Below are 22,258 nucleotides of genomic sequence, written 5' to 3'. Positions count from 1 at the left end.
TTTGAAAATCTTGGTGTAAGAGCGTCGTTTTGGCTGCATGGGGGATCCGCTTTAAAAGGCCAGAAAAGGTGTCCACTTAAAAAGGTGTCCACCATGTCGGGGCTTAGCGGGGATGAACAGATGGGTTTACCGTGCCCTTACCTGGATTTTGCGTAGAGACGCGATTTTCAGTTCTACTTTGGACTTCAATCGCGTTGAAAAACGTTTGTACACACTCTGGGCCAAAAGCGGATTCGCGTTTTCTACAAAACGGAGCGGGATTCACCTTCATCTATCACCCGATAGATCTACCGTTGCAGCCTCTGGTTCTGATACGGAGTTGTAGTAACGCTTCCGTTCTCCCCGGTGAGGATTGCACCATTTTTGTGGGGGACGAATGGCCAGTTACTATGAACGATAGGCTTCGCTTCTATCCGCACCGTATAGAGAGCACTTGTGTTCAGGGTTATGGCCTGCGTGAGATCTATAACCCCACGCAAGCGATAGTTTGGATTCTGAACCTCGGTGCTGAAGGCAAAAGCGAGAGGGTACGTTTTAAAGGCTGATATCCAGAGCGTGTCGTAAGGCGTGCCAAATTCAGCATGATGCAGGTCACTAAGCATCCCCTGGCGGCTGAATGGATATAGCCACATGTGGAAGCGTAAATCCGGATGTAGACCAGCACTCTCCTGCAGCACGAACCGTCTAAGACGCCGAATCATCCGGTGCCGTGGATGTGCTTTATCGTCCAGTGCGATCAAGTGCCCGGCAACGGCCCGAGCAACCTTGTTGACGTTGATGCCAGAGAGTTGAATCGGCTCCACCACCGGGAATCGACCCTTATCCAGAACTGCCGATGCTGCCCTGTAGGCATCGATCAATGCCGGATCAAGTTCCGCGCCCAGGACGCGATTGTTGCAGTCCGAACACAGCGTCGCCTTTACGACCCCATTTTGGGCAAGGAATGTTGCTCTATGGCCGCGAAAGTTGGGATCAATTTTCTGCAGAATTCTGGTGACGCGTCGCTGACCTGGTCGAACCAGTCCGCGAGGGAAAAGGTGGTCCTCCGTCATGAGCGCTCGTTTAAGGCAAAGATTGCATCGTCTGGTAGAGGACAACTGAGGGTACTCATTGTTGGCTAGTGAGATTTTGAATCTGCATCGCGGATATTGTGGGTAATTGCACTCCACCTGACCACCCATTTGCATTGTACTTGCCCACTCATTTGCATTCGACTTGACCAGTCGTTTGCATCGGATTTGACCAGCACACTGGGTGGCCCTGATTGGCAGAAGTCGACCCTTTGCTGCCGGTCGCGACAGGCGAGAAGCGGCTCAAGGGCTTGCAGCGATGCAGGCCCTTGGCGACCGGCTGCATTAAGCGATAGGCAATTCGGGATCATATCGCTCTGCATGTAGGTCCCAGGTCTTGCGATCTAGACGACAACGGTAGATATCGTATTTTCGGTGTTTTAAGTAAACTCGCGGTAACTGGCGGTCCCCATCATCTACCAGGGCATGAAAATATTTGGCTCCTAGGTAGACAGCTTTAATGGCGGAGCTAGGAATCTTGAACTCTTGATATTGTACTTGTCGCGTGGGGTCAACGTGACGTGCCACCCTGATTTCCTCTTCATATGACCAATGTAAGGATTTGTAGAGGAACAGCTTTTCAAGCATCAGCCTGTCATGCTGTGCCGTGATTTCGCCGTGGCGAGGAATATGGTCGCCATCCATGCTAGGCCTGACGGTCGTGTAGATCACGTTGCCGGCGCTGGCAGGAATGATGTTTGTCTCTGTGCATTCGAGGCCCGCCTCCTCGGTGTCGATAGCAATCACGCCTCCCCTGTGATTCTCACCATAGTGTGCCCACATCAAGGGGTTGAGCGGGTTTCGAGTCAGGGAAAGGATGCCTATTCCATTTCTGATACTGAAAAGCTTGTCGGCATTGGTCGAGCCAGCGGTGTGTATGTTCAACCCTTCCACAGCCACATCTGCTGCCGCAGCTGCGCAGTCGAAGGGGTCGTTAAAGTTGACCGGTTTCGTGAACCTGATCGTTTTATTGTTCAGGCATGCATCTAACCCTTGCAAGGTCATATATTTGTAAACAAGCATCGCAGCTCCTTTGTGGCTGATTCGGCTACAGACCCTGGGAGTGTAGGAAATAGAACGCTCCTCAATGCCCGCTTTTGGCCGAAAGCAGCCCCTATTTCCGTCTGTTGTGGTTCAGACTTTCATTTGGCAAAGAACTCATTTGCCTCACTGAGCTAAGACCGATCACATTAAAAGCGCCAACAGCATCAGCGACAGTATTTAACAGATTCATCTCCGCCCCAAACGCTCGTTGATCCATTCGGCGCAAGCCCGGGCGTGCAGTGACTTTCGGTTTCGACGGGCATAGCGGGGCATGGCGTGCGTCATGTCAGGCCATTCGAGGTTCACGGGGATTGCCCCCGTTTGGACCTGTGACCAAAACCATTGATAAGCCCGCTCTACGCGTGAGCCGGATCGGGGTAGTTGATTGCCCCGTCCCCTCAGTTGCGTGGTTTCAAGATGCCTGGTGTTCCACTTGGCAGGCATCTCTTCATCGGCGGTCAATTGAAGCTCGGCCGAGGCCAATGATTGGCCGTCCAGTCGGACCGATATTAAGCGGCAATTACCGCGATAGGCACTGTAGTCATAGCTTTGAATGCAATGGCCCAGCGCCCGGTGTTCAGCATCAAGATCGGCAGGGCATTTCAGTTCAATGATGTGCAGCCCGTTTGGGCACACGATGGGTGTGTCGGTCGAAAGTAACGGTGACCAGCACGTCAATGAATCCGTTTGTGCATGAGGATCTGATTCATCCAGTGTGATGCGGATGTCTATCAGTGCCTGATGAAAGCCCTCCACCAGGTTGGCGATCTGGTGGTACGAGGCGTTGCTGATGAACTGTTTAATGCGTTGCAGGGCTTCGTGAACCGTGGGGTCATTGTCGGGAGCAAGGTTATTAAATACTTCATTCAGATCCTGGAGATTCGCTGCAATCTTGGGCCAGCCAGGGTCTGACCAGTCGGTAGGGCATCCTGAGAACAGCGTGTTCAAATCCGCTGTCTGTTCCCGTAGGTGTTGTGGAATTTTGCTCAGTGTCGCAAAAAAGGTTTTCCAATGTGCTTTGGTTCTGGGACGACGATTGCCCAGTGACGCGCCCACCAATAGAGCGTTCCAGCCGCTGTCGGGGCCTTCGCGGCTGATACGGTTCAACGCACTTCCCGTATCAAATACGCGTTGCTGGCCCAGGTAGCGTACGGACATGGGTGGAACTTGCAGTAGCCACGCCAAGGTGTCGATGAGGGAAAGGCCGGTGTCCGTAATATGACCGATGAGGCAGTCATTAATGGGGCATATGTAATCGTCGTTGATATTTACCGGCTTCCAGCGTTGGAGCGTGTCCCAAGGGCTATTCATGTACGTTTGTCGATGAGTGTCCCAAGGCCAGGGCCATGGGCTTTGGTTTCCCACGATCAATAGTGGGACCAACACAGGTTGGGCTTTCAGCGCTTGTAAGCGACGTTGGCGATCGCCCTGAGCGAGCCAGTTATAGAGTGCTGGGGAAGGGCACTGGACTGACCGAATGGCGAACAACAGCTCTTGGTCGAGGCACTGGCAAAAGTGCTTCAGGGTGCTGCCTATTTGTGTGAGGTAAAACCGGGTGCGAGGGTTGAAGTAACGGTTATTGCTGAGCATCGAACTGAAGCTACTGCGGCCAAATGTTCCCAAATCATCAGTTGCCAGAGACTTTGCGACTTCTCTCGCTGATTTGCAGAATGAGGTCAGCAGCGGGGCTTCAAACCAGCGCTGTTCAAATTTAAGTATTAGCCGCCGTGCAGATTGGGCAGAAGGTTTTTTCTTGTGTACGCGATCCCGTGGGTAAATTTGGCGAGCCCTGATCGTTTGGCCATCGAAGTATTGGAGGCGATTACCCATTCTGGCCAGTACGGGCTGTGGATGCTGATCTGTGCCTTCGAGCCGAACACACCAACAGCGGGTATGGGACGTTGCACCCAGATAGTGGGCTATGAATGGAATCAACGTTGTGGGGGCCAGCTTGAAATGCAGGGCCCATGTCTGTGCGACCGCAATCTGACGCTCTGAGTACTTCTGCAACTTGGGCTCAAGCAGGACCAGTTCTGATGCGGGTCGCCTTTTCAGTGTATTCACCCTGATGTCCTCTGTGGTTATCGGGTGAATGTCTGATTGGCAGGTGATGGTATTCCAGCGTTAATGCATAACGCCTGGGGGAGTGATTTAGGTTATGCCCAAAGTGTTTGAATCAGAGGGGGCTTGGGGGAAACTGCCGTGCTCAGGCTTCGCTGATTTTATTCACGCCGGTGATGTGCCCGTTCCAGATCATTTCGTAATGGGCAGATTGCACAATGGACAAGACGTTTTTGGGGGTCATGAGCGCCCAGCAGTGGTTGCCTAGCAAGCGTACTGAGTTGTACCGAAGTCCGGAGTATCCGGCATCTTTCACGGCCTTTCCCAGGGCGTGAGAGTGCGTGTAATCGTCGGGGTCGTAGATTGAATCGCTCATGGGGATTGCTGTTGTGTCCTTCATGGAGTGATCAATGAACGAGCAGGACAGCCCTCGAAAAACAAAGCGCTCGTAGCTAAGGCCCTGGACTTTGGCCCAATACGTTTGCTGATGATGGTGTACCTCCGCCAAGGCCGTTTCCATCGTGGCGGCGAGGTACAACACGCCGAAGCTACCGTCACTGAAGCGCGAACCCTGTGGGTTGACGTGAGTGAACGGGGCGGTCGCATAAGAGCAGCCGGTGATACCAAACGGGATCTCTGTGCGCGGTATTAACTCAATGCGACCGACTTCATTTTGCAGTCTGGGATTGGTCAATGCTTGAATCTGATAAAGGGCTTCAAACTCATCGGCATCGGCAACATCGTCAAACAGGCCAATGGGCGGAAACTTTGAGTTGACTAGCCGATAAGCCGATACCAGCTCGCCAGTCAACTCGGCCAAATCATTCAAAATCACCATTGCGCCCCACGCAGCGCATCAATCCTGCGAAAGGTTTCGTACAGGGAAATCATATCCCCCTGCGACATGATCTCCAGTGGCGTGCGGCCATTGAAGAACGTGTTGTCGTTCGCCATTGTCGGGAACCCGTAGACGTTTTCGGGATTATCGAAAACAAGACGAAGGGCGGCATGAATGTTCAATACAAAACTGATCCGCTGCATCTGATCGGAGTCCAGACCCACAGACCAATCGGCATCACGCTGTTTGGCGCGGGTATAGGTGCTGCGAGAGATACGCAGGATACGGCAGGCTTGTTCACTCGATGCATGCCATTTTTCGAGAATACCTACAGCCACGCGAAGACCGGTCACGCACTGATCTTTGGTGAAGGCCTGTGCTTTAAGGGCTACTGTCATTGCGCTCACCTTGTTATGTCCGTAGATCCTAATGTAGATAATTTGAGTCTGCAGAGCAATAGTATCGATGCGTTATCCCCTTGTTTTGTCGTCTGTCCGCTAAAACCCCCTTGGCTTTTCGAAGTTCGGTTTGCCATTCAAAGTGGGATAACTAACCTTGCAGCCATTCGTCTTGTAGCCTGTACAGCCCCAGAAATCATAGCCACCGTCGCCTTTTTTCTGCCGCCGGGCGAGGGGCTGATTACATTTGACGCAGGTGTAAGTGGCACCTGTTTGAGCAGGCCGAGTGGCTGACGCCATGGGCACGCTTGGTTGCCCACGCTGCTGTAAGAGTTCTTCTTCCAGGCGTTTATGCAGCCGTTCGACGACAGCACCATAGGTGGCCTGACCCTGGGCGATTTTGTCCAGGTCGCGCTCTAGCTCCCGCGTAAAGTCCAGCTCGACGAAGCTGAAGAACCCTTCGAGCTTGCTGATGGTTTCTTCGCCCAAAGGGGCGGGTACGAGCTTGCGGCTTTTCTCTTCGATCATTCCTTTGCCGGTGATGTTTTTCAGGATGGAGGCGAAGGTACTAGGGCGACCAATGCCGCGCCGTTCCATTTCCTTGATCAGGCTGGCCTTGGTGTAGCGTGAGGGCGGTTGGGTTTTCTTCTGCAGCCATTCGCCGTGGTGCACCGGGAGGATCTGTTTTGGAGTAAGCGCGGGAACCGGGTTGTTGGTTTCTGCGTCACTTTCGTCGTCGGTGTCATCACCCTTGAGTAATTTCAGCCAGCCGGGATGGGAGAGTGTTTTACCTGTCGCAGTAAAGCGCAGCGGTTTACCGCCGGGACCTACGGCAAGTAGCTTTGCAGTACGCACGTCGTAGACAGCGGCTTCGAGTTGGCTGGCCAACGCCCGGGTCCAAATCAGTTGGTACAGTGCCATTTCCTCGTCGTTTTCACCGGCAGAGGCATTTGACCAGTAGGTCGGGGTGATTGCCGGGTGGCCTTCCTGGGCCCCTTCAGCCGCCTTGAACGTGCGTCGAGCAGCGACTACGTTTACGCCTAAAGTACCGGCCGTCGCCCGAATATCCGCCATGGCTTCGTCTGGAACATTGGGGTTGTCTGTCCGGTGGTAACTGATGACACCTTGCTCATACAGCCGCTGGGCCACTTGCATGGTTTTGTCCGGATCCCACTTCAAGGCGTTGCTGGCAGCTTGTTGCAGCGAGGAGGAAATGAACGGCGCGGGCGGGTAGCGCTCGGCTTGGTGGTCTTCGCAGGTTTCGACCACCACGTTGCGAGTGCCGGCGGCGAGTTGGGCGAGGTGGGTATCTTGAACATAGGGAAAGTCCTTAGTCGCAAAATCCGGGACAGGCTGCCATTGCGCGTACCAGGTGATCCCCTGAGCGGGATCCTCGAAGTTGAGGCGCACGCCAAAGTGATTGACCACCTGGAAGGTGCGAATTTCGCGTTCGCGCAACACCACGAGGAAAACGGCAGGTGATTGCACGCGACCGGCTGAAGTGGGTTTGCCCATGAGGCGACGTAGTTCCTGAGTTACCAGGTAGCCCACCAAACGGTCCAGTACACGACGGCATTCTTGTGAGGCGACTCGGTTCAGGTCTATTTGACGAGGGGTGGCCAGGGCCTCTTCAACCCGTTTCAGGGTGATTTCATTGAAGGTGATGCGTTTGTAGTCCTTGACCCCCAGCACCTGCTGGATATGCCAACTGATGCTTTCCCCTTCACGGTCAGGGTCGGTTGCCAGGTAAATTTCACTCGCCTGTTTTGCCGCCGCTTTGAGGGTGCGCACAGCCTTGGCGCTTTTATCCAGGATCTCGTAAACCGGTGTGTAGTTTTTGCGTACCCCGGTGGTGATCATGCTGTCGTCCTGACCTTTGACCGGAAGATCGCGGATATGGCCACCACTGGCAACGACCTGCCAGTCTTCGCCTGGGCGTAGTTTTTTCATCATTGGCTGGAGCTTTTTCAGCTTGCCGGGTGCCTCGATGATCAGCAACTTCATGGGGTGGCCCTTCTCGTTTATGCAGAGAGGGACTGTCGCGGGAGGGCAGGGTGGGTATCAATGGGAAATGGGTGCGTGGTGCACGGGGCTATTCATGACGAGCAAATAGAAAGCTAGATTTTGCAGAGAATTTGTTAGATACCGAACAGTTGCCGTGGAAACGCAACTAGATCGGTGTAGGTCTGGAATGGCTTCGGTGGCGAAAGCTGCTGCAATTTCCATTTCCCATAAACAAGAAGGCCCAAACATAGAGCTGGACAAGCCAGCTCCAGAGGATCGGGCGCTATTAAGGCGGACTTTCGGCTATTGGGGTCTGCGTGTCAATCAGTAGGCTGCTCAAGTTGACCCAAACGGATCGTTTGAGCTTTTGCGGTGCCAATGGTAAGCGGCCACAGCTAGAAAAAAAGGTCTATCTGCTGTTCCTGGGCAAACCCCTTTAGCCACGATGCGCGCATGGCAGGGTGGCGATAGGGGCAGGTGTACACCGCAAGCCCTTTTCGGGCGGCTTCAGCACCTGCCGCCTGCACTGCCTCGTGTGGGTTATTGAGTTTACGCCTGTCCACCGGCTTCAGCGGTGTTGATGCCTGCACCATTGGCTGTGCTTCTCGAAGAAATGATCAACTAAACAGTAGCACCACGATTGGGCGATTTTTGCCATTGAAGCCAGAATTTGAGTCCCATTGCTGAAGTCTGCCGTGTAATAGGTTTGCAGCATCAGAAACTTCACGAGCGGCGCGATTTTTTGGCAGCAAAAAAGCTTTCAGTCTCTGAGCTTTTTGCTGGTTCATCTGACCACTCGGTTGTCCTTATCCAGCGGATAAAGCCCTTGGTCGTTTGCCCGCTTTGCAGTCGTAACCTCCCCAGGCTTCCAGATAGATGCAGTTCAACCAGGTGAGCGGCGCTAAAGCTGATCCTGTACTCGCTCCCCAAACGTTTTTCATCAAGCACACTCTCCAAGAACCCTTGAGCTTGCCAAGCGTGCAAATCTCTCACACCGCATTTGCCTGAAAGGTTTTGGTCTTGGCGCCATCCAGCAGGAATCCACGATGCATGTTCCAGGTGCAGTGTGAGTCCGTAGTAGTCAGGTGCGTTCACGTTGCTTTCATTGACGTACGTCCAGAAAACTCTGCCTAAAACGGGATGCTTTGCGACAACTACGACGTACCCGGTTGGATCATGTTGATGATCATCCATCAGTGACTCCGACCATTGAGCGATCTCAAATAAGGGTTGGGGTAGACGATGAATCGTCTCCCCCAACACCGACAGTTTCATGCATGGCGCGAAAATTAAGACCGCTGTCAGAACGGCTCGTCAGGATCTGGATAGCTATCCGGGCCTGGAGCTGGTTGTGATGCCGATTGAGTTTTGTTGTTTTGTTGCGCGGTTTGGTTTTGGGAAGGTGCAAGGTTCACCAGGGTGACGCGGTGCGGCAGTATTGCGATGCGGCTGGCCTGGATTTTCAACGCCTCAAACTCACCGTCGTCGTTTTTCCAGCGGTCCATCACAGCCCGACCGGACACCAGCACACGCATGCCTTTCTGAAACAAATGGGAGTAGTGCTCGGCATCCTTGTGCCACCACTCCACGTTTGCCCAGAACCCGCCTCGGTCTTCATAACCGCCTTTGCCATCCGGAATCGAGTTGTCGAAGTAGACGTTGATCCGCACGAGCCGGCGCGGGTCTTTGTTGCCATTGGGGAATTCCTTGAACTCCGGTGTTGAGCCGATATTGCCTTCCCAGCCTTGAACGGGCGTGCCCATGGTGTAGCCCTCAGTGAGTTGATTTTTTGTATTGGTAAGGATCGCGGATGGCATGGCTGGAGATGTAAGCGAGCAGGTCTCGGGCATGCCGGGATGTTTCGGCCAGTTTGCCGGCCATATGATTTTTGTAGGCCTCGCTGGCCAGCTTTTCGAGGCTGCTGTCATACAACGAGTTGAAGAACAGTTCGGTATCGTGTGCCGATCGCAGCAAGCCATAGAGCAGGTCTTTTGCCTGGGAGCTACCGGCGACCCCTGGCAGGGTGATGGCCGCCGCACCTTCACCGATGATCTGACCTTGCAGAAAGTTGAGTGCCTGTTGATGTTGTTCGGGCGAGATCTGATCCAGTGATTCCACGGCCAGGTAGTTTTGTAGCACTTGTTCTGTGCTTGGCCGGGGCGGTATGCCATAAGACTTGTCGCGCATCAGTTCGAGCGTCTTGAGCGCGAATTTGAGTAGATGCTGTTGGGCCAGAATTTCTGGCTGCTCAATCAGGACTTGCTCCATCTTGTTGAAGGCATTGATGTATGACTCTTTCCACACTGCGGCCTCTCTGCCAGTGAACCCCATGCACAGAAAAGTGAATCCATCGCGAGTCATGCGATAGAAAGGTTCGGGTTTGTTGTTTGCTCCTGCGCGCGAACACTCCGCAAAATTGCGGAGTGTGAATTCAGAGGAACATTCCAAGGTGCGAATACGCTTTAGAACATCGTCATGTCGCTTACCAAAGTGAGCCGCCACATCCAGGCTTGTGGTGGTCGCTTTACCGTCGACGAATGTGACGCTGACGTCGTGGGTGCTGGTCCGAGTACTGGGGGTTTTGATCGTCATGCTGGCTTCTCCGCTTGTTGTTGTCTGTGGGTTACAAACTGTTGCAGGCGATGGACGTAGACGGCCTCTGCGTGGTGCATCTTTTCGAAGCACTCGGTGGCCTGCTTCACCATCGAGTGGATCAGGCTCATCTGCATGTTCAGGCTGATGCGCTGCAGTTCCATGGTGTACAGGTCCTGCAACAGGCTTTCCGGTGTTCTTGGGGAAGCGATCATCTCGGCCCAGACACCCACGCCCATCCTGCGATCAGTCACTCGTTGCCATCTAAGAAACTGGGTGCCGCACTGGGTGTTCTGCTCGGTCAGCCGGACGGGCACGAGGGTGAACGGATATCGACGGGCCTGGTTCAGTACGTCCTGGGCAAGTGCTTTTAGTCCCGACTCTTGAGCCCGGCATAACTGGGCAAATTGGTCCAGCTCCCCCTTACCTTTAAAAGGCTTTAAAAGGCCTTTTAGTGAGGCTGCCTGTTGTAGGCGCTGAAAGGCTTCTGATTGCAGTGGCTGAAAGTGTGTGTGTTTCAGCGATTGGTCGTTGGCGGTTATCTGTCCCATGTCCATTACTCCTCGACGGCGTCGTCAAACGGTTCATCCGTCTCGGCGGGCTCTTGTCCGCGAATGATGGGCGGTGCGAAGTTTGACCGGCGGGTGCCTTCCAGGATGTCCTGCGGCAATTCACCGTATCGTCCGTACAGGTTGCGTGCGGCTTCGGCCTTGGCATTGTTGGCGGCGAAGTCGTCACGCGCTGCGCCGGAGTACTTGTAGACCTGAGCCAGCCCAAACAGCCTGCGCAGCACCGCTGCGCCTTCATCAATCCAGGTCTCCATGTCACGGCGTCCGACCAGGCCGACGTGCTGGGCCAGCAAGATGCGTCGAACAATCTCGTCGTAGCCCGTCAGCAGGTACACGGCCTGAAAGCCAATGGGGTTGGAGATGTAGAGCGGAAGGCTGACGGGTTGAATGGAGAGGTTTTCGCTGATGCTGATGGCCGGAGGCAGTGAGGCCATTGCGGTATCAAGTCGTTCTTCGATGGCTCGTAACGCCTCCTTCGATTCACTGATCTTGTCTTCCAGCAGGATCATCCACCAATCGGAGTACGGGTCGTCCTGTTGGGCTCCGCGTGACATGCGGTTAATGACGGAGCAAAAACCGGACAACCCGATAATGCCCGGTTTGAGGTCGTTCTTGGGGCGTCCCATCCAGATCCGGGCTGCGTGGTGGGTGTGAAGCGTGAGCTTCACATCACTGCGCAGTGAACCGATGTTGAGCCGATAATTGTCTGCCATGGTTCATGTTTTCCTTAAAGTGAGGAGTGACATGGCCATGCTGCAACCAGGTTTCAGGAGGCGCAGCAAGAAATAGATATTTGGACAGCAGGGTATTTATTGTTTCTTTTTCGCCAGTGTCAGGACCTTGATTGAGTGTTGCGGGCCGCAACACCCGGTTCACTGCCGGTACGGTTGCCGGGTCCTGATCGAGTGTTGCGGGCCGCAACACCTGGTTCACTGCCGGTACAGTTGCCGGACCCTGATTGAGTGTTGCGGGCCGCAACACCCGGCTCATTGCCGGTACAGTTGCCGGGTCCTGATCGAGTGTTGCGGGCCGCAACACCCGATCACTTCCCGTAACTCAGTGCTGTCAGGTTTGTATGCTCTGGCGTGGCCTGAGCAAATGTTTCATCTGGCTCATTTGCTGTTTCGCGGTTTGCATCGCCTCGGCGCTCCGAGGAAGAGCCGGTTCCTTGGCAGGCAGATCAGGCCTGACTTTCGCCAAGTCGGTCACGTTTCGGTTAGCGGATGGGTTGGGAGGGTGGCCATGTGACGCGTCACTGTCACCGGGGGCCCAAGTGCTGTTGAAGTCACCCCGAATCGCTTTGTCGATCAGGGTCAACAAATACCCCAAAGGGTTTCGAACGCCCCCCGAGTCGCAGCGGTGAACCCATTGCGCGATGAGTCCTGGTCTCGACTCAGGCGGAATTTTTTGCATTGCCTGCAGAGCGCTCATTTTTTGGTCCGCTGGCAGGCGGTGCAGGGTTTCAAGAAATTGAGCCGAGGTTTCATCGCAGGCCGACGGCGTATGTACAAAGCTTTTACAAACATCATTGTTTGTATTTGTATACGTACTATATGAGTTCGGAATCCGAACTAAGTCTGTACTCCGCGTTTCTCCACTGAGTTCGGATACCGAACTGAGGGTAGAAGTATCTTCCCGAGGGGCTAAATCGCTGAGTTCGGTATCCGAACTCGGTGAAAAGTGAGGGGGATTTTGCTGAGTTCGGATGCCGAACTCAGGGCCCGACAAAGCAGTTTCGGTCTGGGTCTTGACCCACGCGTGTTCGTTCAGACGGCTCTCGACAATATCGAGCCGGCTAGGCAGACGCTGACCCACATCGGGGTCGGCTGCAAATTCTTTCCAGGTGATCGCCGCGACTTCACGGATCACTTTCGTCGGGTGCTCCATGGATTGGGCAAGTAGCTGCAAGTAGTCCTTGTCGAGTTCCATGGCCTCAGCAGGTGTGACGGGTTCGTCGTGCAGGAGGTAGACGTTGCCTTGTACTTGGCCAGTGAGATCATTGCGTACGCGTCGGCCCAAACTGAGCCAGCGGGTGAGACGTAACGTCACTAATGCCTTGGAGATGGTTTCTCTCGATGCCAGTTTGCCGGGTTGCATGCCCAGGTATGGCCGGAGTTGGTCATACGTGGGGAACGCCGTTAAGCCATCATCGTTAATCAGCAGCCGGAATACCTGCCAGGTGTTTCTTTCCAGCGGTGTTAGTCGATCATCCAGAAGCAGGCGACGAGGTACGGTCTCATGAGGGTTGCCACTGAAAATGATGCCTGCATAGGGTTGAGAGATCGTTGTGTCGGGGCTGGAATGCTGCTTTTTTTGATGCAGATGGGCCTCAAGGTGGCCAGTCACCGAGTCTAAAAGTGTTGTCAGGGATAGCTGGGCATACTTCATGGTTCTGACTCACTGTCCTCGGATGTCGCGACAGGCCTTGGCTGCCGTTCAGTTTGAGCGGTGAGCAATGAGCGTGTTCGTAAGGTGCAGATATCGCCGGGGGGTGGAGGATAGAGGCCGTCCTTGATCCAGCTTCGGATACGGCTCCAGATAACGGCCAGGCTGAGGCTTTCGCTGGGGTCGTCAGCCTCTTGTGGTGCATTCAGTTCTTCGGCCACTAGCATGGCAATGTCGAGCAAGGAGATGCTGTCTTCTAGGTCGACCTGATGTTCATTCATCAAGTGAACCCAGCGGTACCAGAGATGAGTGTCCATCTCTTCACTGAACTCGCGCCACCGCCCCCGACGTGGTGTTACGCCCATCATCAGGCGTTGCAGAGCAACATCCTGAGGCGACAGCCCGAAGAACTGTTGCAGCATCTGAGTCGTGGCACCCAGACGAAGCGCCCGCTCAATCATGCGAACTTCCTCATCTGAGCGCTGGGCTCCGGTCAGCAGCCTTTTCACTAACTCGCCATTAATGGTTACGGTGCACCAGGACACGGTTGTATTGAGCAACAAGCTCAATACCGAAGGCTGCTGGAGTTGGGCCAGTATTTCCGGCTCTAGTCCCATATCAATGCAGCGTCGAAGCTGGCCATTACGCATGTTATGCAGAATCTGAGACAGAATGGCTTCGTTGATAGGTGTCTTGGACATTTAGGACTCCTTCAGATAAGCGCCCGCAATCAACACTCAGTGGGCAGTGCAGGATCTGTCGATGATCTGATTTCCAGGTCTATCAGGTGTCTGGCTAAACGAACGATACGAAACAGTTTTACCAGTGCGCCGTCGCTCAGTCGGCCTGTGTCATTGGGGTGTTGGTCTTGGGTGGTGGGCTGCCCCAATAGCAGTTGGCCAAGCCCTGCGGCGAACTCGAAATCGGCTAATGCATCAAGCTGCAATTCAGGCTTTTGCTGGATCAGGTTGAGGACAAGGGCCATCGAGCCACTCAAGGACTGGAGCAACAACAACGTGCGTTGCGCGGTGGGCGTAAGGTCAGTTTCTTGTTCGGGATGTCGGTAACTGAACCCAATGCCCCCTTGGATGACCTGGATGTCACCCGGCGCATTGACTGAGCTGACGATTTCCTGGGCCAGTTGCGCGATATGTCCACGGAGTTGATCGGGCGTATCGATTTCACGTTCGATGTACCAAAGATCGGAAATGGGGTGTAGACCACCGGCTTGCACGGGAATGGCCACCAACGCGTTGGCGTTGAAGTCCGGGAGTTCTTCGCCTTCGATGGCTGCGAGTTGCTGCTTAACCTTAAGGACTCTGGCAGAGGTCGAGACGGGGCTGACAATGTGCCCCTCCAGCCGGGTTTGTTGAGCTTCTGGGCTCAGGGGCGGTAATGCCTGAGGCGGCTCTATATCAGGTTGAGTCTGTTCAATCGCGTTGAGATTTGCGGGGGCAGTGGGCGTGTCATCTGTACTGGAAAGCGTTTCAGGTACTAATTGTCGTTCGCTGATCGGGTTGTTCAGGGGGGCGTTGGGTAGCTCGATCACAGGTGTCGAACGCCGAAGTTCATCCTGGCTCTGAGTGATAGCCAGCAGGACATTTTCGTAGGTGAGGCCTAATGGTTTTTTAAGTTGATCAACCAATTCGTCCTGGAAACGTGATAGCTGAAACTCCTCTGCATCACCTTCGAATTGAGCAAGCACTTCTTGAAAAATTGAGTCGAACTTTAGGTTCTGCCCATTCTCTTCATAATTGCGCTCCCAGCTAGTGAGTGCGCATTTTCTTAATCCTAAAAGCCTGGTTACTCGATCAATACCGAGGCCTGAATACAGCACTCCCGGAACAGCGGGCAGCAGGTAGCGTATGGTGTCCTGCATTCGACTCAAATGAGAGGCTGAGATTGGGTATCCATCACTTCCCAAACGTCGAGAGAGTTCACGCAGTGAAATCTTTTCACCCGACTCTTCCTCATATAACACTCGCGCTTTATCGACCCCAACAGCCCGTTCGATAAATTTAAGCTGACCCTGCAAATCATTCTCTGCCAAGTGCCCCGTCAACGAGATGATCTCTCCGCGAACCGCATCCCATGGCCGAAACAGGCAATGAAACTTGAAGAACTGTTCGTCTCCAGTTTCACGGTGTAACTCTTTGAGAATCGACAGGCGCGTGTTACCCCCGTTTCTGATGCGGTATTTATCCTCACCAGGTTTTCGCGTAACAGGCGGCGGGGTATCAAGCCCGCGCTGGCGAATGGATTGTTTTATCTCGTCGTATTTAGGATTGCGTGTGGTCCGGGGATTGGTGTCATAGGGCAAAACTTCATCCAGCGTCAGCAACATGGGCGTATCGACAATCGGATCACTCATGCGTTGCGCGGTAGGGGCTTTAGGCTCGAAGCCGGGCAACAACAGTTTTTCTTTCATCGTCTGAACCAGCGTTGGCTTCATGTTCCGGCTCCCGGTTGTTCGGCACCCTGGCCAACGGCCAATAGTTGGTCGATGACTCTGTGCGCACGCTCAAGAGCGGCTTCAAGCTCAGAGGTCGTCTCAAGTCGGTGGACGATTTCTGCGTTCATCGACCGTGAGTTAATGCGCGCCTCCAGCGCGATCTGTTGGCGCATCCCACTCGGCATGCGAATAACGAACTTCTCATCAGGGATACGTCGGGCGTGACTGCTCATGGTTATCTCCAATTTCAAGGGGTGGCAGCTGGTTTATTGGGTTGCAGGCCTGTGATGTGCTGCGCAGGCTCTTGAGGTGCGAGCGCATTGCCTGCCTGAACCGCGATGATTTCTGCCTGCTCGCCTGAGAACCGGGTGATGAGGTCATGCAGGAATTGCCGTCGAGCATCGCGGGAGCCTGGGACGCGAAACACCACGCTGCAGTGTTGGGCCTCTTCCGAGTACGGAAGGTGGGACATCACGACGACTTGCAACGAACAGTTGTGCAAGTGGCGGGGCACCCAAATCGACCAGAAATAACTGGATAGCAACGCCCCATTGCAAAGCAGCTCAACGGTCAGCGTTGCGCCGGTGGTGTTGGCCAGCGCGAGGTAGCCGAGCTGTTCAAATGCCTGCAACTCCTTCTTCATGCTCGCCGGTACCACGGTGCTGTGGTCACGCGCCAGGCGGCCAATCACCTGGGCGAGGGCGTCCATCTCTACGGGATTGATACCGGCGTTGTAAGCATGAACCACTGCCGAATCTTCAAAGTCGGCAGTGGCGTGAATGGCTGGGAAGAGGGCGGCGTTACTGTTCATGGGTGACCTCCTGGAGTTCCTCGATCTCATAGCTGCTGCACTTCGGGCAGATGTTGACCTCGACCTCACCGTCCAATGAGTTCGGTGCCGCAATGCAGTGACGTACTTGATTGAGCCGATAGTGAGCGTCGCACTGGCGGCACCAATGGGTGAGTGGGCCTGTCATGACTGGCCTCCTTCAGGACTGTTAGTGAAACGATGAGATATGGACTTTGGGGCTGTAGGGGTACAAAGAACCTCTTCGGTATCTGAAGCAGGCGCTGCATGCCCGAGAGCTGGGAAAGGGACAGTCAAGTACTCATTGAGCCAGGCGATTTGCGCTGCTTGATTAGCGTGTTCAACGCTGAATCCCTCGGTGATTTTTTGCTCATAGCACTGTTGTCGGGTGGCTTCAGCAATGGGCAGGTGAGCGTGTGTTGCTTTGCCATAGGCGATGACAAAGTCGATAACCGAGCGTGAATACAGCGCTTTTTGAACGCCTGGGCTGAAGAGGTGTTTCAAAAAAGCAGAGTTTTCTCTGGAGCCGATGATGTTGCGGATCCTGACTTGTTCGGCGCTCAACGACGTTCCTGTGTCGCTGGTCGGCTCGGCATATTCGCTTTCAAGCGTTGGGTCCATCGTACGCACGGTAGGGTTTTTCATAGATGCGCCCCTTTCCAACTGGCATTGGCACTGAGATTGGCGAACCGAGTCTGGTGAGGAATGAATGCAGTGCGGACAGTCCCTGTAGGACCGTTTCGGTGTTTGCCAATGATTAGTTCGGCAATGCCCTTGAACTCTGTTTGCGGGTGATAGACCTCATCGCGGTAAACGAAAAGGATGACATCGGCGTCCTGTTCAATTGCGCCGCTATCACGCAGGTCCGCATTGATCGGGCGTTTGTTCGGGCGGCGCTCCAGTTCTCTGTTGAGCTGGGATAAAGCAATGACTGGGCAGTTCATTTCCTTGGCCAACGCTTTCAGGGACTGGGTGATGGAGCTGATTTCATTGGCCCTGTTCTCTTGGCCTGGACAGCGCATGAGTTGCAGGTAGTCAATCATGATCAATGATGGGTGCCCGAAGCGTCGGGCAGCACGCCGGGATTTTGCTCGCAGAGCGGTCGGTGTCAGGCCGGAAGAATCGTCGATCACCAACCGTTCGCCATAATTGTCGATGCGCGCCACGGCGGCGGTCAGTTTTGGCCAGTCGTCTTCTTCAAGCCTGCCTTTCAACAGTTTGCCAAGATCAAGGTGGCCGAGGATGGCCATGAGGCGATAGAGCAGGGCTTTTGCAGGCATTTCCACGCTGAACACCTGAACGGTGCGGTCCAGCCTGGACTGCAGAGCAGCATCCACGAAGTTGAGGGCCAGTGACGTTTTGCCCATCGACGGGCGAGCACCAAGAATAATCAGGTCTGCTTCCTGAAACCCCGATGTCATCTCGTCCAGGTCATCAAGACCTGAAGCCACGCCGGTTACGCAAGCGTCGCTGTTGAAGTGTTGGTCAATTTGCTCAACGACTGTCATCAAACACTGGTTGATATTGATGAATTCAGAGGTGTTCTTGTTTTGGCCAAGGGCGAACAATTGCTGTTCAATCGACTCTTGCACATCCACGGCACTGGCTTGCGGGTCTGTGGCTTCGCGAGAGCAATGAAAACCCAGACTCATGAGTTGCCTGAGTTGGGAGCGGTTACGCACGATATAGGCGTAATGCTCGATATTGGCGACTGAAGGGGTGTTCTTGGCCAGTTCCCCCAAGTAAGCCAGACCGCCTGTCTCGGCGGGCACTTCCAGTGCGTTGTGCACCGTCACCACGTCAAACGGAATGGATTTGGCAGCCAGGCCAGTCATTGTCTGAAATAATAGCCGATGCTCCTGACGGAAAAAGTCTGAGGCCTCAAGGGTGTCGGCAATCAGATCCCAAGTGCTGTTATCGAGTAAGAGTCCACCCAAAACACCTTGCTCGGCCTCGACAGAGTAGGGCGGCGAAAGATCGAGATGATTCATTTCACCGACTCCTTGGCAGGTAGCGCGACGCGCTGGCTCTTACCCACACCTCGATGAAGCTGAACGTTTTGCCCCTGTTTCCAGCCTGCTGTCAGAGAGCCAACATCATGGCCTTTAGCCTCGCGGGGTTTGATGGTTGACGTTGTCATCGTCGGGTGTTGAACATTCAGGTACGCGTCGATCGCGTGACGAGTTTCATCGTCCATACAGCCTGCAAATTCAGCGACCCGGCACTGCACAGCGTTCAGCCAGCCTTCGGAGAACAGAAAGCCGCGACGTCGCTTGGTCTTGAGCTGGCAGCGTTTTTGCTGAGCGACATGGACTTTACGGGCTGCCACCAATTGATGATGAAGAGCCGAATAGGCGTGAGCGGCAAGCTCGGGTGAAATACCTTTGCCCAAGAACTTGAATGACCATCCCTGCACCTGACTGCGGTAGGCAAGATGCTGACAATCAAAGGCCCGAGCGCAGATCATGGCCAATAATTGAAGCCAGTCTTGCGGGGCACGCCGGGTCCCCGTGGGCACGCTCGCTTCGTCAATCGAGTGCGCGGCTACAGCTATTGCTTCGAGGTTGTACTGCTTCATCAGGTTTCGGGCCTGACGCAGTGCAGTTTCTATTTCGTTGGGTAAAGCACCGTTGGCGTTTGCCAGGGCAAAGCATTTTGCAACGCGATCGAGAACTTTTTGGCGGTCCACTAGTGGTTGCCCTCCTGTGTTGTTGCCGGGGAGAGGGCTTGCGACCAGAGACGCAGGGTTTCGATCTCATATGGGTCGTTTGCAGCGGCTGAGATTATCGTTTGGGCCTTCGCGCGCAATGCGTCAAACCGTGTACGGACACTTTCACCATTATTGTCGGCTATGTGATGTTCAATGCCATTTCGCAACTCATCGCGAATTGATGAGATCTTGTACTCCCAAAATTCTTTGGGGGTTTTCCAGCGAGCGAATTTGGAGGTGTCGATGATGTAGTTTTGAAATCTGAGCGACAGTTCCATTGGCGTTCTGAACGATTGAAAGCATCCAATGCGATTCAGGGCCAAAGCCAGTCGGATTACCCCCAGTTTCTGCTCAGTCGTGTAGCAGGGCAGAGGATATGCTGCTGTAACCATCTTTTTTGCGGTGCTATCGCGGTCTTTCTGAAGTGCTTGGGTTGCAATTTCACGCCGCTGACGCTTTTCCTTGGCGTGCTCTAAATTGGCGTTTACCGACTCGATTAGCTTGGCGGCATCTTGCAAAAGGTGGAGTTGCTCAAGGCTCAGCTTTTCCCCGATCCGACCGAGCAGGGAATTACCCTTTGTCAATCCACGGAGCTCCCGGGACGTACTGGTGAGTTTTGCTTGCAGGTTCCGTAATTCTTGGGCGCTATGGTATTTGCCTAGCGCGAGTACGACCTCGGCGGTGATGTCGGTGGCTTCTGTGATCGATGGCTTTGGCATCTCAGCACCCCTTTTTTACAAGGGCTTTGACGGCGCTATCTGTCATTGCTTCAAAGCGATTCTGCCATTCAGGAAACACCTCAATAGCCAGTTGGCGAACGACAGCGAGTGCACTGGGGGATTTTCGGTTTGAGGGTTGCCGATATTCCAGGCGGTGTGCAGGCGTGCCCAATGACGCGGCATCTCGAAACACCACCGCTGCAGGAATGGTGCATTCCAGAACATCGATTTCAGTGTTGCCCTGGAAGATCTCGCGCACCGAATGGTTGATTATTTGGGCGTCGGCCGTTAAATCGAAATTGTTGATCACGATATGCACAGGCGGAATTTTCAAGCCAAGACGCCCGTAAGCACGAAGGCCGTCGAGCATTTGCAGGGTTCCACGACTAAACTCGCGCGCGGCGAGCATGTTGGGTGGCAGAGGCGAAATGACCAAGTCCGAAGCCAGAATGACCATCTCCAGCATGGCCGAGCGTGCCCCCTGTGTATCAATCAAGATCAGGTCGAAATGATCGTTGAATGCCGGCATGAGATTGGCTAGGCGCAAGCGGCCGTCTGGTGCCTGGAGCAGTAAATTGATGAGCTGGTTATTGATGTCGTTAGAAATGATCAGCGACAGATTCGCAATCGCCGTCAGGGACACTATGCGTGAAAAATCCGTCTCATTGAACGCGAGTAAGTCGTAGATACCGCCTTGTGCTTCTTCGGCCAATGGGTAATACGAAGACAGGGAAGGCTGGACGGGATCCAGATCGATGAGAAGCGTACGCAGACCGGCATCTGCACAGAACGCGCCTATATTCGCTGAAGTGGTGGTTTTACCTGTACCGCCTTTGGTCGAAACGACCGATGCGATTTTCATGGGTTGTAGCCTCTAATGTGGGGTCATTAGAGGCTGCGAAGCCAGCGTGTAGCGTGGTGAGCCTTATCCTTCGCGGCCTTGGTAAGGCTTGCGTCAACAGTCTTTTAACCAATTGGTCGTAGGTTCGAATCCCACACGACCCACCATATGCAACACCAAAACAGCCGGTCAAATCCTCAGGGTTTACCGGCTTTTTTGCGTCTGAAATTCGGTGAGAAGCGCCTTGGTAATCCCCCCTGAAAAAAGTACGCATCAGAAGTAGAATTTTCTCCAGACCGGATCAAGGAAGTTTTGCGTGAAGACATCGCGTTTTTCAGACAGTCAAATCATGGTCATCCTCAAGCAGATCACGGATATGGCCACCACTGGCAACAACCTGCCAGTCTTCGCCTGGGCGTAGTTTTTTCATCATTGGCTGGAGCTTTTTCAGCTTGCCGGGTGCCTCGATGATCAGCAACTTCATGGGGTGGCCCTTCTCGTTTATGCAGAGAGGGACTGTCGCGGGAGGGTAGGGTGGGTATCAATGGGAGTAGGGTGCTGGGCGCTATTTTCGCCACAGTGAAGTAGTTCCGGGCATGTGCCTGAATTACATCAGTGCAGGATTGAAGAGCGGCAGGCTGTTGATCAGGGGTATTTCTGGCGGGAGTGCAAAATACGTAACACGTCTATGTGTTCTTCACCGATTTGGTAAATCACTAAGTAGTTTGGATGTACAACGCATTCTCGAGATCCGGAAACTCGACCAGGTCGGAACAAGTAGGGAGCCGAAGAAAGTCCTTCGACGGCTCTCAATATCATGCTGTGCAGAGCATCTGCTGCCAACGAATTACGTTGGTCGATATAGTCGATGATTTCCACCAGATCGGTGGTTGCTTCTTCAGTCCACCGAATGATTTGCACGCAACTTCCTACGCTCTTCCAGTGCAGCTTGAACCTTCGCCATGGCCTCATCGTGAGGTAGACGTGGTTTATCGCTGTTCATGGCTTCGAGCACTTTTGCTCGGAACCATTGGTCATAGCTGGCTGCCTGCTCGTCGGTTTCGAACTCGGACACGATGGGGGAAAGCCGGGCGCTCATGTCAGTCTCCGTTGAGAGGTGATATTGGCAACAGTCTAGCTCTAGAGAGTGATTTTGACGAATCAAACCCGACGAGAGCTCATCTATCCAAAAGAGCCAGAGGCAGTTGCTGTTCCTGGGCAAAGCCCTTTAGGCACGACGCACGCATGGCAGGGTGGCGATAGGGGCAGGTACACACCGCAAGCCCTTTTCGGGCGGCTTCAGCACCTGCCGCCTGCACTGCCTCGTGTGGGTTATTGAGTTTACGCCTGTCCACCAGCTTCAGCGGTGTTGATGCCTGCACCATTGGCTGTACTTCTCGAAGAAGTGATCAACTAAACAGTAGCACCACGATTGGGCGATTTTTGCCATTGAAGCCAGAATTTGAGTCCCATTGCTGAAGTCTGCCGTGTAATAGGTTTGCAGCATCAGAAACTTCACGAGCGGTGCGGTTTTTGGCAGCAAAAAGGCTTTTAGTCTCTTGAATTTGTCGCGGGTTCATCCGATCACTCGGTTGTCCTTATCCAGCGGATAAAGCCCTTGGTCGTTTGCCCGCTTTGCAGTTGTAACCTCCCTAGGCTTCACTGCCGGTACGGTTGCCGGCCTCTGATTGAGTGTTGCGGGCCGCAACACCCGATCACTGCCAGTAACTCAGTGCTGTCAGGTTTGTATGCCCTAGCGTGGTCTGA

29 protein-coding genes are annotated in these 22,258 nt (G+C 54.0%); all 29 read right to left on the bottom strand.

The window, feature by feature from the left end:
* Positions 1-287: 287 nt before the first annotated feature.
* The 29 genes from Q1W15_RS09715 to Q1W15_RS09575 all read right to left on the bottom strand — a co-directional run bounded on the left by Q1W15_RS09715 (position 288) and on the right by Q1W15_RS09575 (position 22,071).
* Positions 288-1,052 carry a hypothetical protein gene (locus Q1W15_RS09715; RefSeq protein ID WP_300726990.1) on the bottom strand — a complete coding sequence of 255 codons (765 nt, stop codon included), beginning with the start codon at positions 1,050-1,052 and terminating at the stop codon, positions 288-290.
* Between the two features lie 303 nt (positions 1,053-1,355).
* Positions 1,356-2,093 carry a DUF2971 domain-containing protein gene (locus Q1W15_RS09710; RefSeq protein ID WP_300726987.1) on the bottom strand — a complete coding sequence of 246 codons (738 nt, stop codon included), beginning with the start codon at positions 2,091-2,093 and terminating at the stop codon, positions 1,356-1,358.
* Positions 2,094-2,300: 207 nt separating this feature from the next.
* A complete protein-coding gene (locus Q1W15_RS09705) occupies positions 2,301-3,425 on the bottom strand; it encodes a hypothetical protein (protein ID WP_300726984.1) in 1,125 nt (374 codons plus the stop codon).
* A gap of 895 nt (positions 3,426-4,320) precedes the next feature.
* Positions 4,321-5,013 (bottom strand): RES family NAD+ phosphorylase, encoded by a 693-nt coding sequence (locus Q1W15_RS09700; protein ID WP_300726981.1) that lies wholly within the window; start codon positions 5,011-5,013, stop codon positions 4,321-4,323.
* A complete protein-coding gene (locus Q1W15_RS09695) occupies positions 5,007-5,411 on the bottom strand; it encodes an antitoxin Xre-like helix-turn-helix domain-containing protein (RefSeq protein ID WP_300726978.1) in 405 nt (134 codons plus the stop codon). The genes Q1W15_RS09700 and Q1W15_RS09695 overlap by 7 nt, the downstream gene beginning before the upstream one ends.
* A gap of 99 nt (positions 5,412-5,510) precedes the next feature.
* On the bottom strand, positions 5,511-7,415 hold the full coding sequence (gene topA, locus Q1W15_RS09690; RefSeq protein WP_300726975.1) for a type I DNA topoisomerase: 1,905 nt from the start codon (positions 7,413-7,415) through the stop codon (positions 5,511-5,513).
* Between the two features lie 395 nt (positions 7,416-7,810).
* Positions 7,811-8,008 carry a CrpP family ICE-associated protein gene (locus Q1W15_RS09685; protein WP_300726972.1) on the bottom strand — a complete coding sequence of 66 codons (198 nt, stop codon included), beginning with the start codon at positions 8,006-8,008 and terminating at the stop codon, positions 7,811-7,813.
* Between the two features lie 130 nt (positions 8,009-8,138).
* Positions 8,139-8,609 carry a hypothetical protein gene (locus tag Q1W15_RS09680; RefSeq protein WP_300726969.1) on the bottom strand — a complete coding sequence of 157 codons (471 nt, stop codon included), beginning with the start codon at positions 8,607-8,609 and terminating at the stop codon, positions 8,139-8,141.
* Positions 8,610-8,716: 107 nt separating this feature from the next.
* On the bottom strand, positions 8,717-9,178 hold the full coding sequence (locus Q1W15_RS09675; protein WP_300726966.1) for a single-stranded DNA-binding protein: 462 nt from the start codon (positions 9,176-9,178) through the stop codon (positions 8,717-8,719).
* A gap of 10 nt (positions 9,179-9,188) precedes the next feature.
* Complete coding sequence (locus tag Q1W15_RS09670) at positions 9,189-10,007, bottom strand: Rha family transcriptional regulator (RefSeq protein ID WP_300726963.1); 819 nt, start codon at positions 10,005-10,007, stop codon at positions 9,189-9,191.
* Positions 10,004-10,558: a DUF3158 family protein gene (locus tag Q1W15_RS09665; protein ID WP_300726960.1), complete on the bottom strand. Its 555-nt coding sequence runs from the start codon at positions 10,556-10,558 to the stop codon at positions 10,004-10,006. Before Q1W15_RS09665 ends, Q1W15_RS09670 begins: the two co-directional genes overlap by 4 nt.
* Positions 10,559-10,563: 5 nt before the next feature.
* On the bottom strand, positions 10,564-11,289 hold the full coding sequence (locus Q1W15_RS09660; protein WP_300726956.1) for a PFL_4669 family integrating conjugative element protein: 726 nt from the start codon (positions 11,287-11,289) through the stop codon (positions 10,564-10,566).
* Positions 11,246-11,614 (bottom strand): hypothetical protein, encoded by a 369-nt coding sequence (locus Q1W15_RS09655; RefSeq protein ID WP_300726953.1) that lies wholly within the window; start codon positions 11,612-11,614, stop codon positions 11,246-11,248. The genes Q1W15_RS09660 and Q1W15_RS09655 overlap by 44 nt, the downstream gene beginning before the upstream one ends.
* A 27-nt stretch (positions 11,615-11,641) precedes the next feature.
* Positions 11,642-12,964, bottom strand: a complete 1,323-nt coding sequence (locus Q1W15_RS09650) for an STY4528 family pathogenicity island replication protein (RefSeq protein ID WP_300726951.1) — start codon at positions 12,962-12,964, stop codon at positions 11,642-11,644.
* Complete coding sequence (locus Q1W15_RS09645) at positions 12,961-13,662, bottom strand: DUF2857 domain-containing protein (protein ID WP_300726949.1); 702 nt, start codon at positions 13,660-13,662, stop codon at positions 12,961-12,963. The genes Q1W15_RS09650 and Q1W15_RS09645 overlap by 4 nt, the downstream gene beginning before the upstream one ends.
* Before the next feature lie 29 nt (positions 13,663-13,691).
* Complete coding sequence (locus tag Q1W15_RS09640; RefSeq protein WP_300726946.1) at positions 13,692-15,413, bottom strand: ParB family protein; 1,722 nt, start codon at positions 15,411-15,413, stop codon at positions 13,692-13,694.
* Positions 15,410-15,646: an Arc family DNA-binding protein gene (locus tag Q1W15_RS09635; RefSeq protein WP_300726944.1), complete on the bottom strand. Its 237-nt coding sequence runs from the start codon at positions 15,644-15,646 to the stop codon at positions 15,410-15,412. Before Q1W15_RS09635 ends, Q1W15_RS09640 begins: the two co-directional genes overlap by 4 nt.
* A 14-nt stretch (positions 15,647-15,660) precedes the next feature.
* A complete protein-coding gene (locus Q1W15_RS09630) occupies positions 15,661-16,224 on the bottom strand; it encodes a hypothetical protein (RefSeq protein WP_300726941.1) in 564 nt (187 codons plus the stop codon).
* Positions 16,214-16,390: a hypothetical protein gene (locus tag Q1W15_RS09625; RefSeq protein ID WP_300726938.1), complete on the bottom strand. Its 177-nt coding sequence runs from the start codon at positions 16,388-16,390 to the stop codon at positions 16,214-16,216. The genes Q1W15_RS09630 and Q1W15_RS09625 overlap by 11 nt, the downstream gene beginning before the upstream one ends.
* Positions 16,387-16,866: a hypothetical protein gene (locus tag Q1W15_RS09620; protein ID WP_300726935.1), complete on the bottom strand. Its 480-nt coding sequence runs from the start codon at positions 16,864-16,866 to the stop codon at positions 16,387-16,389. The genes Q1W15_RS09625 and Q1W15_RS09620 overlap by 4 nt, the downstream gene beginning before the upstream one ends.
* Complete coding sequence (gene dnaB, locus Q1W15_RS09615) at positions 16,863-18,212, bottom strand: replicative DNA helicase (RefSeq protein ID WP_300726932.1); 1,350 nt, start codon at positions 18,210-18,212, stop codon at positions 16,863-16,865. Before dnaB ends, Q1W15_RS09620 begins: the two co-directional genes overlap by 4 nt.
* Entirely contained in the window at positions 18,209-18,910 is a 702-nt protein-coding gene (locus tag Q1W15_RS09610; RefSeq protein ID WP_300726929.1) for a DUF2786 domain-containing protein, read from the bottom strand. Before Q1W15_RS09610 ends, dnaB begins: the two co-directional genes overlap by 4 nt.
* Complete coding sequence (locus tag Q1W15_RS09605) at positions 18,910-19,650, bottom strand: hypothetical protein (protein WP_300726926.1); 741 nt, start codon at positions 19,648-19,650, stop codon at positions 18,910-18,912. The genes Q1W15_RS09610 and Q1W15_RS09605 overlap by 1 nt, the downstream gene beginning before the upstream one ends.
* Position 19,651: 1 nt before the next feature.
* Entirely contained in the window at positions 19,652-20,512 is an 861-nt protein-coding gene (locus Q1W15_RS09600) for a ParA family protein (protein WP_300726924.1), read from the bottom strand.
* A gap of 313 nt (positions 20,513-20,825) precedes the next feature.
* Positions 20,826-20,975, bottom strand: coding sequence for a hypothetical protein (locus tag Q1W15_RS09595; protein ID WP_300726921.1), 150 nt, complete (start codon positions 20,973-20,975; stop codon positions 20,826-20,828).
* A gap of 161 nt (positions 20,976-21,136) precedes the next feature.
* Complete coding sequence (locus tag Q1W15_RS09590; RefSeq protein ID WP_367280633.1) at positions 21,137-21,463, bottom strand: type II toxin-antitoxin system RelE/ParE family toxin; 327 nt, start codon at positions 21,461-21,463, stop codon at positions 21,137-21,139.
* The gene (locus tag Q1W15_RS09585; RefSeq protein ID WP_300726916.1) at positions 21,390-21,590 is read right to left on the bottom strand and encodes a stability determinant; all 201 of its coding nucleotides are present in this window, start codon (positions 21,588-21,590) and stop codon (positions 21,390-21,392) included. The genes Q1W15_RS09590 and Q1W15_RS09585 overlap by 74 nt, the downstream gene beginning before the upstream one ends.
* Before the next feature lie 79 nt (positions 21,591-21,669).
* On the bottom strand, positions 21,670-21,876 hold the full coding sequence (locus Q1W15_RS09580) for a CrpP family ICE-associated protein (RefSeq protein WP_300726913.1): 207 nt from the start codon (positions 21,874-21,876) through the stop codon (positions 21,670-21,672).
* A gap of 24 nt (positions 21,877-21,900) precedes the next feature.
* Positions 21,901-22,071 (bottom strand): hypothetical protein, encoded by a 171-nt coding sequence (locus tag Q1W15_RS09575; protein ID WP_300726910.1) that lies wholly within the window; start codon positions 22,069-22,071, stop codon positions 21,901-21,903.
* Positions 22,072-22,258 lie beyond the last annotated feature (187 nt).

The sequence above is a fragment of the Pseudomonas sp. genome, assembly GCF_030150285.1.
In the GTDB taxonomy this organism is placed as follows: domain Bacteria; phylum Pseudomonadota; class Gammaproteobacteria; order Pseudomonadales; family Pseudomonadaceae; genus Aquipseudomonas.
Note: the sequence above shows the minus strand (reverse complement) of the source record. Positions and strands in the feature narration are given on the sequence as shown.

Excerpts from the sequence above, each read along its gene's own strand:
- Q1W15_RS09715 (WP_300726990.1), bottom strand. The coding sequence starts at position 1,052 with ATGACGGAGGACCACCTTTTCCCTCGCGGACTGGTTCGACCAGGTCAG.
- Q1W15_RS09710 (WP_300726987.1), bottom strand. The coding sequence starts at position 2,093 with ATGCTTGTTTACAAATATATGACCTTGCAAGGGTTAGATGCATGCCTG.
- Q1W15_RS09705 (WP_300726984.1), bottom strand. The coding sequence starts at position 3,425 with ATGAATAGCCCTTGGGACACGCTCCAACGCTGGAAGCCGGTAAATATC.
- Q1W15_RS09700 (WP_300726981.1), bottom strand. The coding sequence starts at position 5,013 with ATGGTGATTTTGAATGATTTGGCCGAGTTGACTGGCGAGCTGGTATCG.
- Q1W15_RS09695 (WP_300726978.1), bottom strand. The coding sequence starts at position 5,411 with ATGACAGTAGCCCTTAAAGCACAGGCCTTCACCAAAGATCAGTGCGTG.
- topA (WP_300726975.1), bottom strand. The coding sequence starts at position 7,415 with ATGAAGTTGCTGATCATCGAGGCACCCGGCAAGCTGAAAAAGCTCCAG.
- Q1W15_RS09685 (WP_300726972.1), bottom strand. The coding sequence starts at position 8,008 with ATGGTGCAGGCATCAACACCGCTGAAGCCGGTGGACAGGCGTAAACTC.
- Q1W15_RS09680 (WP_300726969.1), bottom strand. The coding sequence starts at position 8,609 with ATGGATGATCATCAACATGATCCAACCGGGTACGTCGTAGTTGTCGCA.
- Q1W15_RS09675 (WP_300726966.1), bottom strand. The coding sequence starts at position 9,178 with ATGGGCACGCCCGTTCAAGGCTGGGAAGGCAATATCGGCTCAACACCG.
- Q1W15_RS09670 (WP_300726963.1), bottom strand. The coding sequence starts at position 10,007 with ATGACGATCAAAACCCCCAGTACTCGGACCAGCACCCACGACGTCAGC.
- Q1W15_RS09665 (WP_300726960.1), bottom strand. The coding sequence starts at position 10,558 with ATGGGACAGATAACCGCCAACGACCAATCGCTGAAACACACACACTTT.
- Q1W15_RS09660 (WP_300726956.1), bottom strand. The coding sequence starts at position 11,289 with ATGGCAGACAATTATCGGCTCAACATCGGTTCACTGCGCAGTGATGTG.
- Q1W15_RS09650 (WP_300726951.1), bottom strand. The coding sequence starts at position 12,964 with ATGAAGTATGCCCAGCTATCCCTGACAACACTTTTAGACTCGGTGACT.
- Q1W15_RS09645 (WP_300726949.1), bottom strand. The coding sequence starts at position 13,662 with ATGTCCAAGACACCTATCAACGAAGCCATTCTGTCTCAGATTCTGCAT.
- Q1W15_RS09640 (WP_300726946.1), bottom strand. The coding sequence starts at position 15,413 with ATGAAGCCAACGCTGGTTCAGACGATGAAAGAAAAACTGTTGTTGCCC.
- Q1W15_RS09635 (WP_300726944.1), bottom strand. The coding sequence starts at position 15,646 with ATGAGCAGTCACGCCCGACGTATCCCTGATGAGAAGTTCGTTATTCGC.
- Q1W15_RS09630 (WP_300726941.1), bottom strand. The coding sequence starts at position 16,224 with ATGAACAGTAACGCCGCCCTCTTCCCAGCCATTCACGCCACTGCCGAC.
- Q1W15_RS09625 (WP_300726938.1), bottom strand. The coding sequence starts at position 16,390 with ATGACAGGCCCACTCACCCATTGGTGCCGCCAGTGCGACGCTCACTAT.
- Q1W15_RS09620 (WP_300726935.1), bottom strand. The coding sequence starts at position 16,866 with ATGAAAAACCCTACCGTGCGTACGATGGACCCAACGCTTGAAAGCGAA.
- dnaB (WP_300726932.1), bottom strand. The coding sequence starts at position 18,212 with ATGAATCATCTCGATCTTTCGCCGCCCTACTCTGTCGAGGCCGAGCAA.
- Q1W15_RS09605 (WP_300726926.1), bottom strand. The coding sequence starts at position 19,650 with ATGCCAAAGCCATCGATCACAGAAGCCACCGACATCACCGCCGAGGTC.
- Q1W15_RS09600 (WP_300726924.1), bottom strand. The coding sequence starts at position 20,512 with ATGAAAATCGCATCGGTCGTTTCGACCAAAGGCGGTACAGGTAAAACC.
- Q1W15_RS09595 (WP_300726921.1), bottom strand. The coding sequence starts at position 20,975 with ATGAAGTTGCTGATCATCGAGGCACCCGGCAAGCTGAAAAAGCTCCAG.
- Q1W15_RS09590 (WP_367280633.1), bottom strand. The coding sequence starts at position 21,463 with ATGAGGCCATGGCGAAGGTTCAAGCTGCACTGGAAGAGCGTAGGAAGT.
- Q1W15_RS09585 (WP_300726916.1), bottom strand. The coding sequence starts at position 21,590 with ATGAGCGCCCGGCTTTCCCCCATCGTGTCCGAGTTCGAAACCGACGAG.
- Q1W15_RS09580 (WP_300726913.1), bottom strand. The coding sequence starts at position 21,876 with ATGGTGCAGGCATCAACACCGCTGAAGCTGGTGGACAGGCGTAAACTC.
- Q1W15_RS09575 (WP_300726910.1), bottom strand. The coding sequence starts at position 22,071 with ATGAACCCGCGACAAATTCAAGAGACTAAAAGCCTTTTTGCTGCCAAA.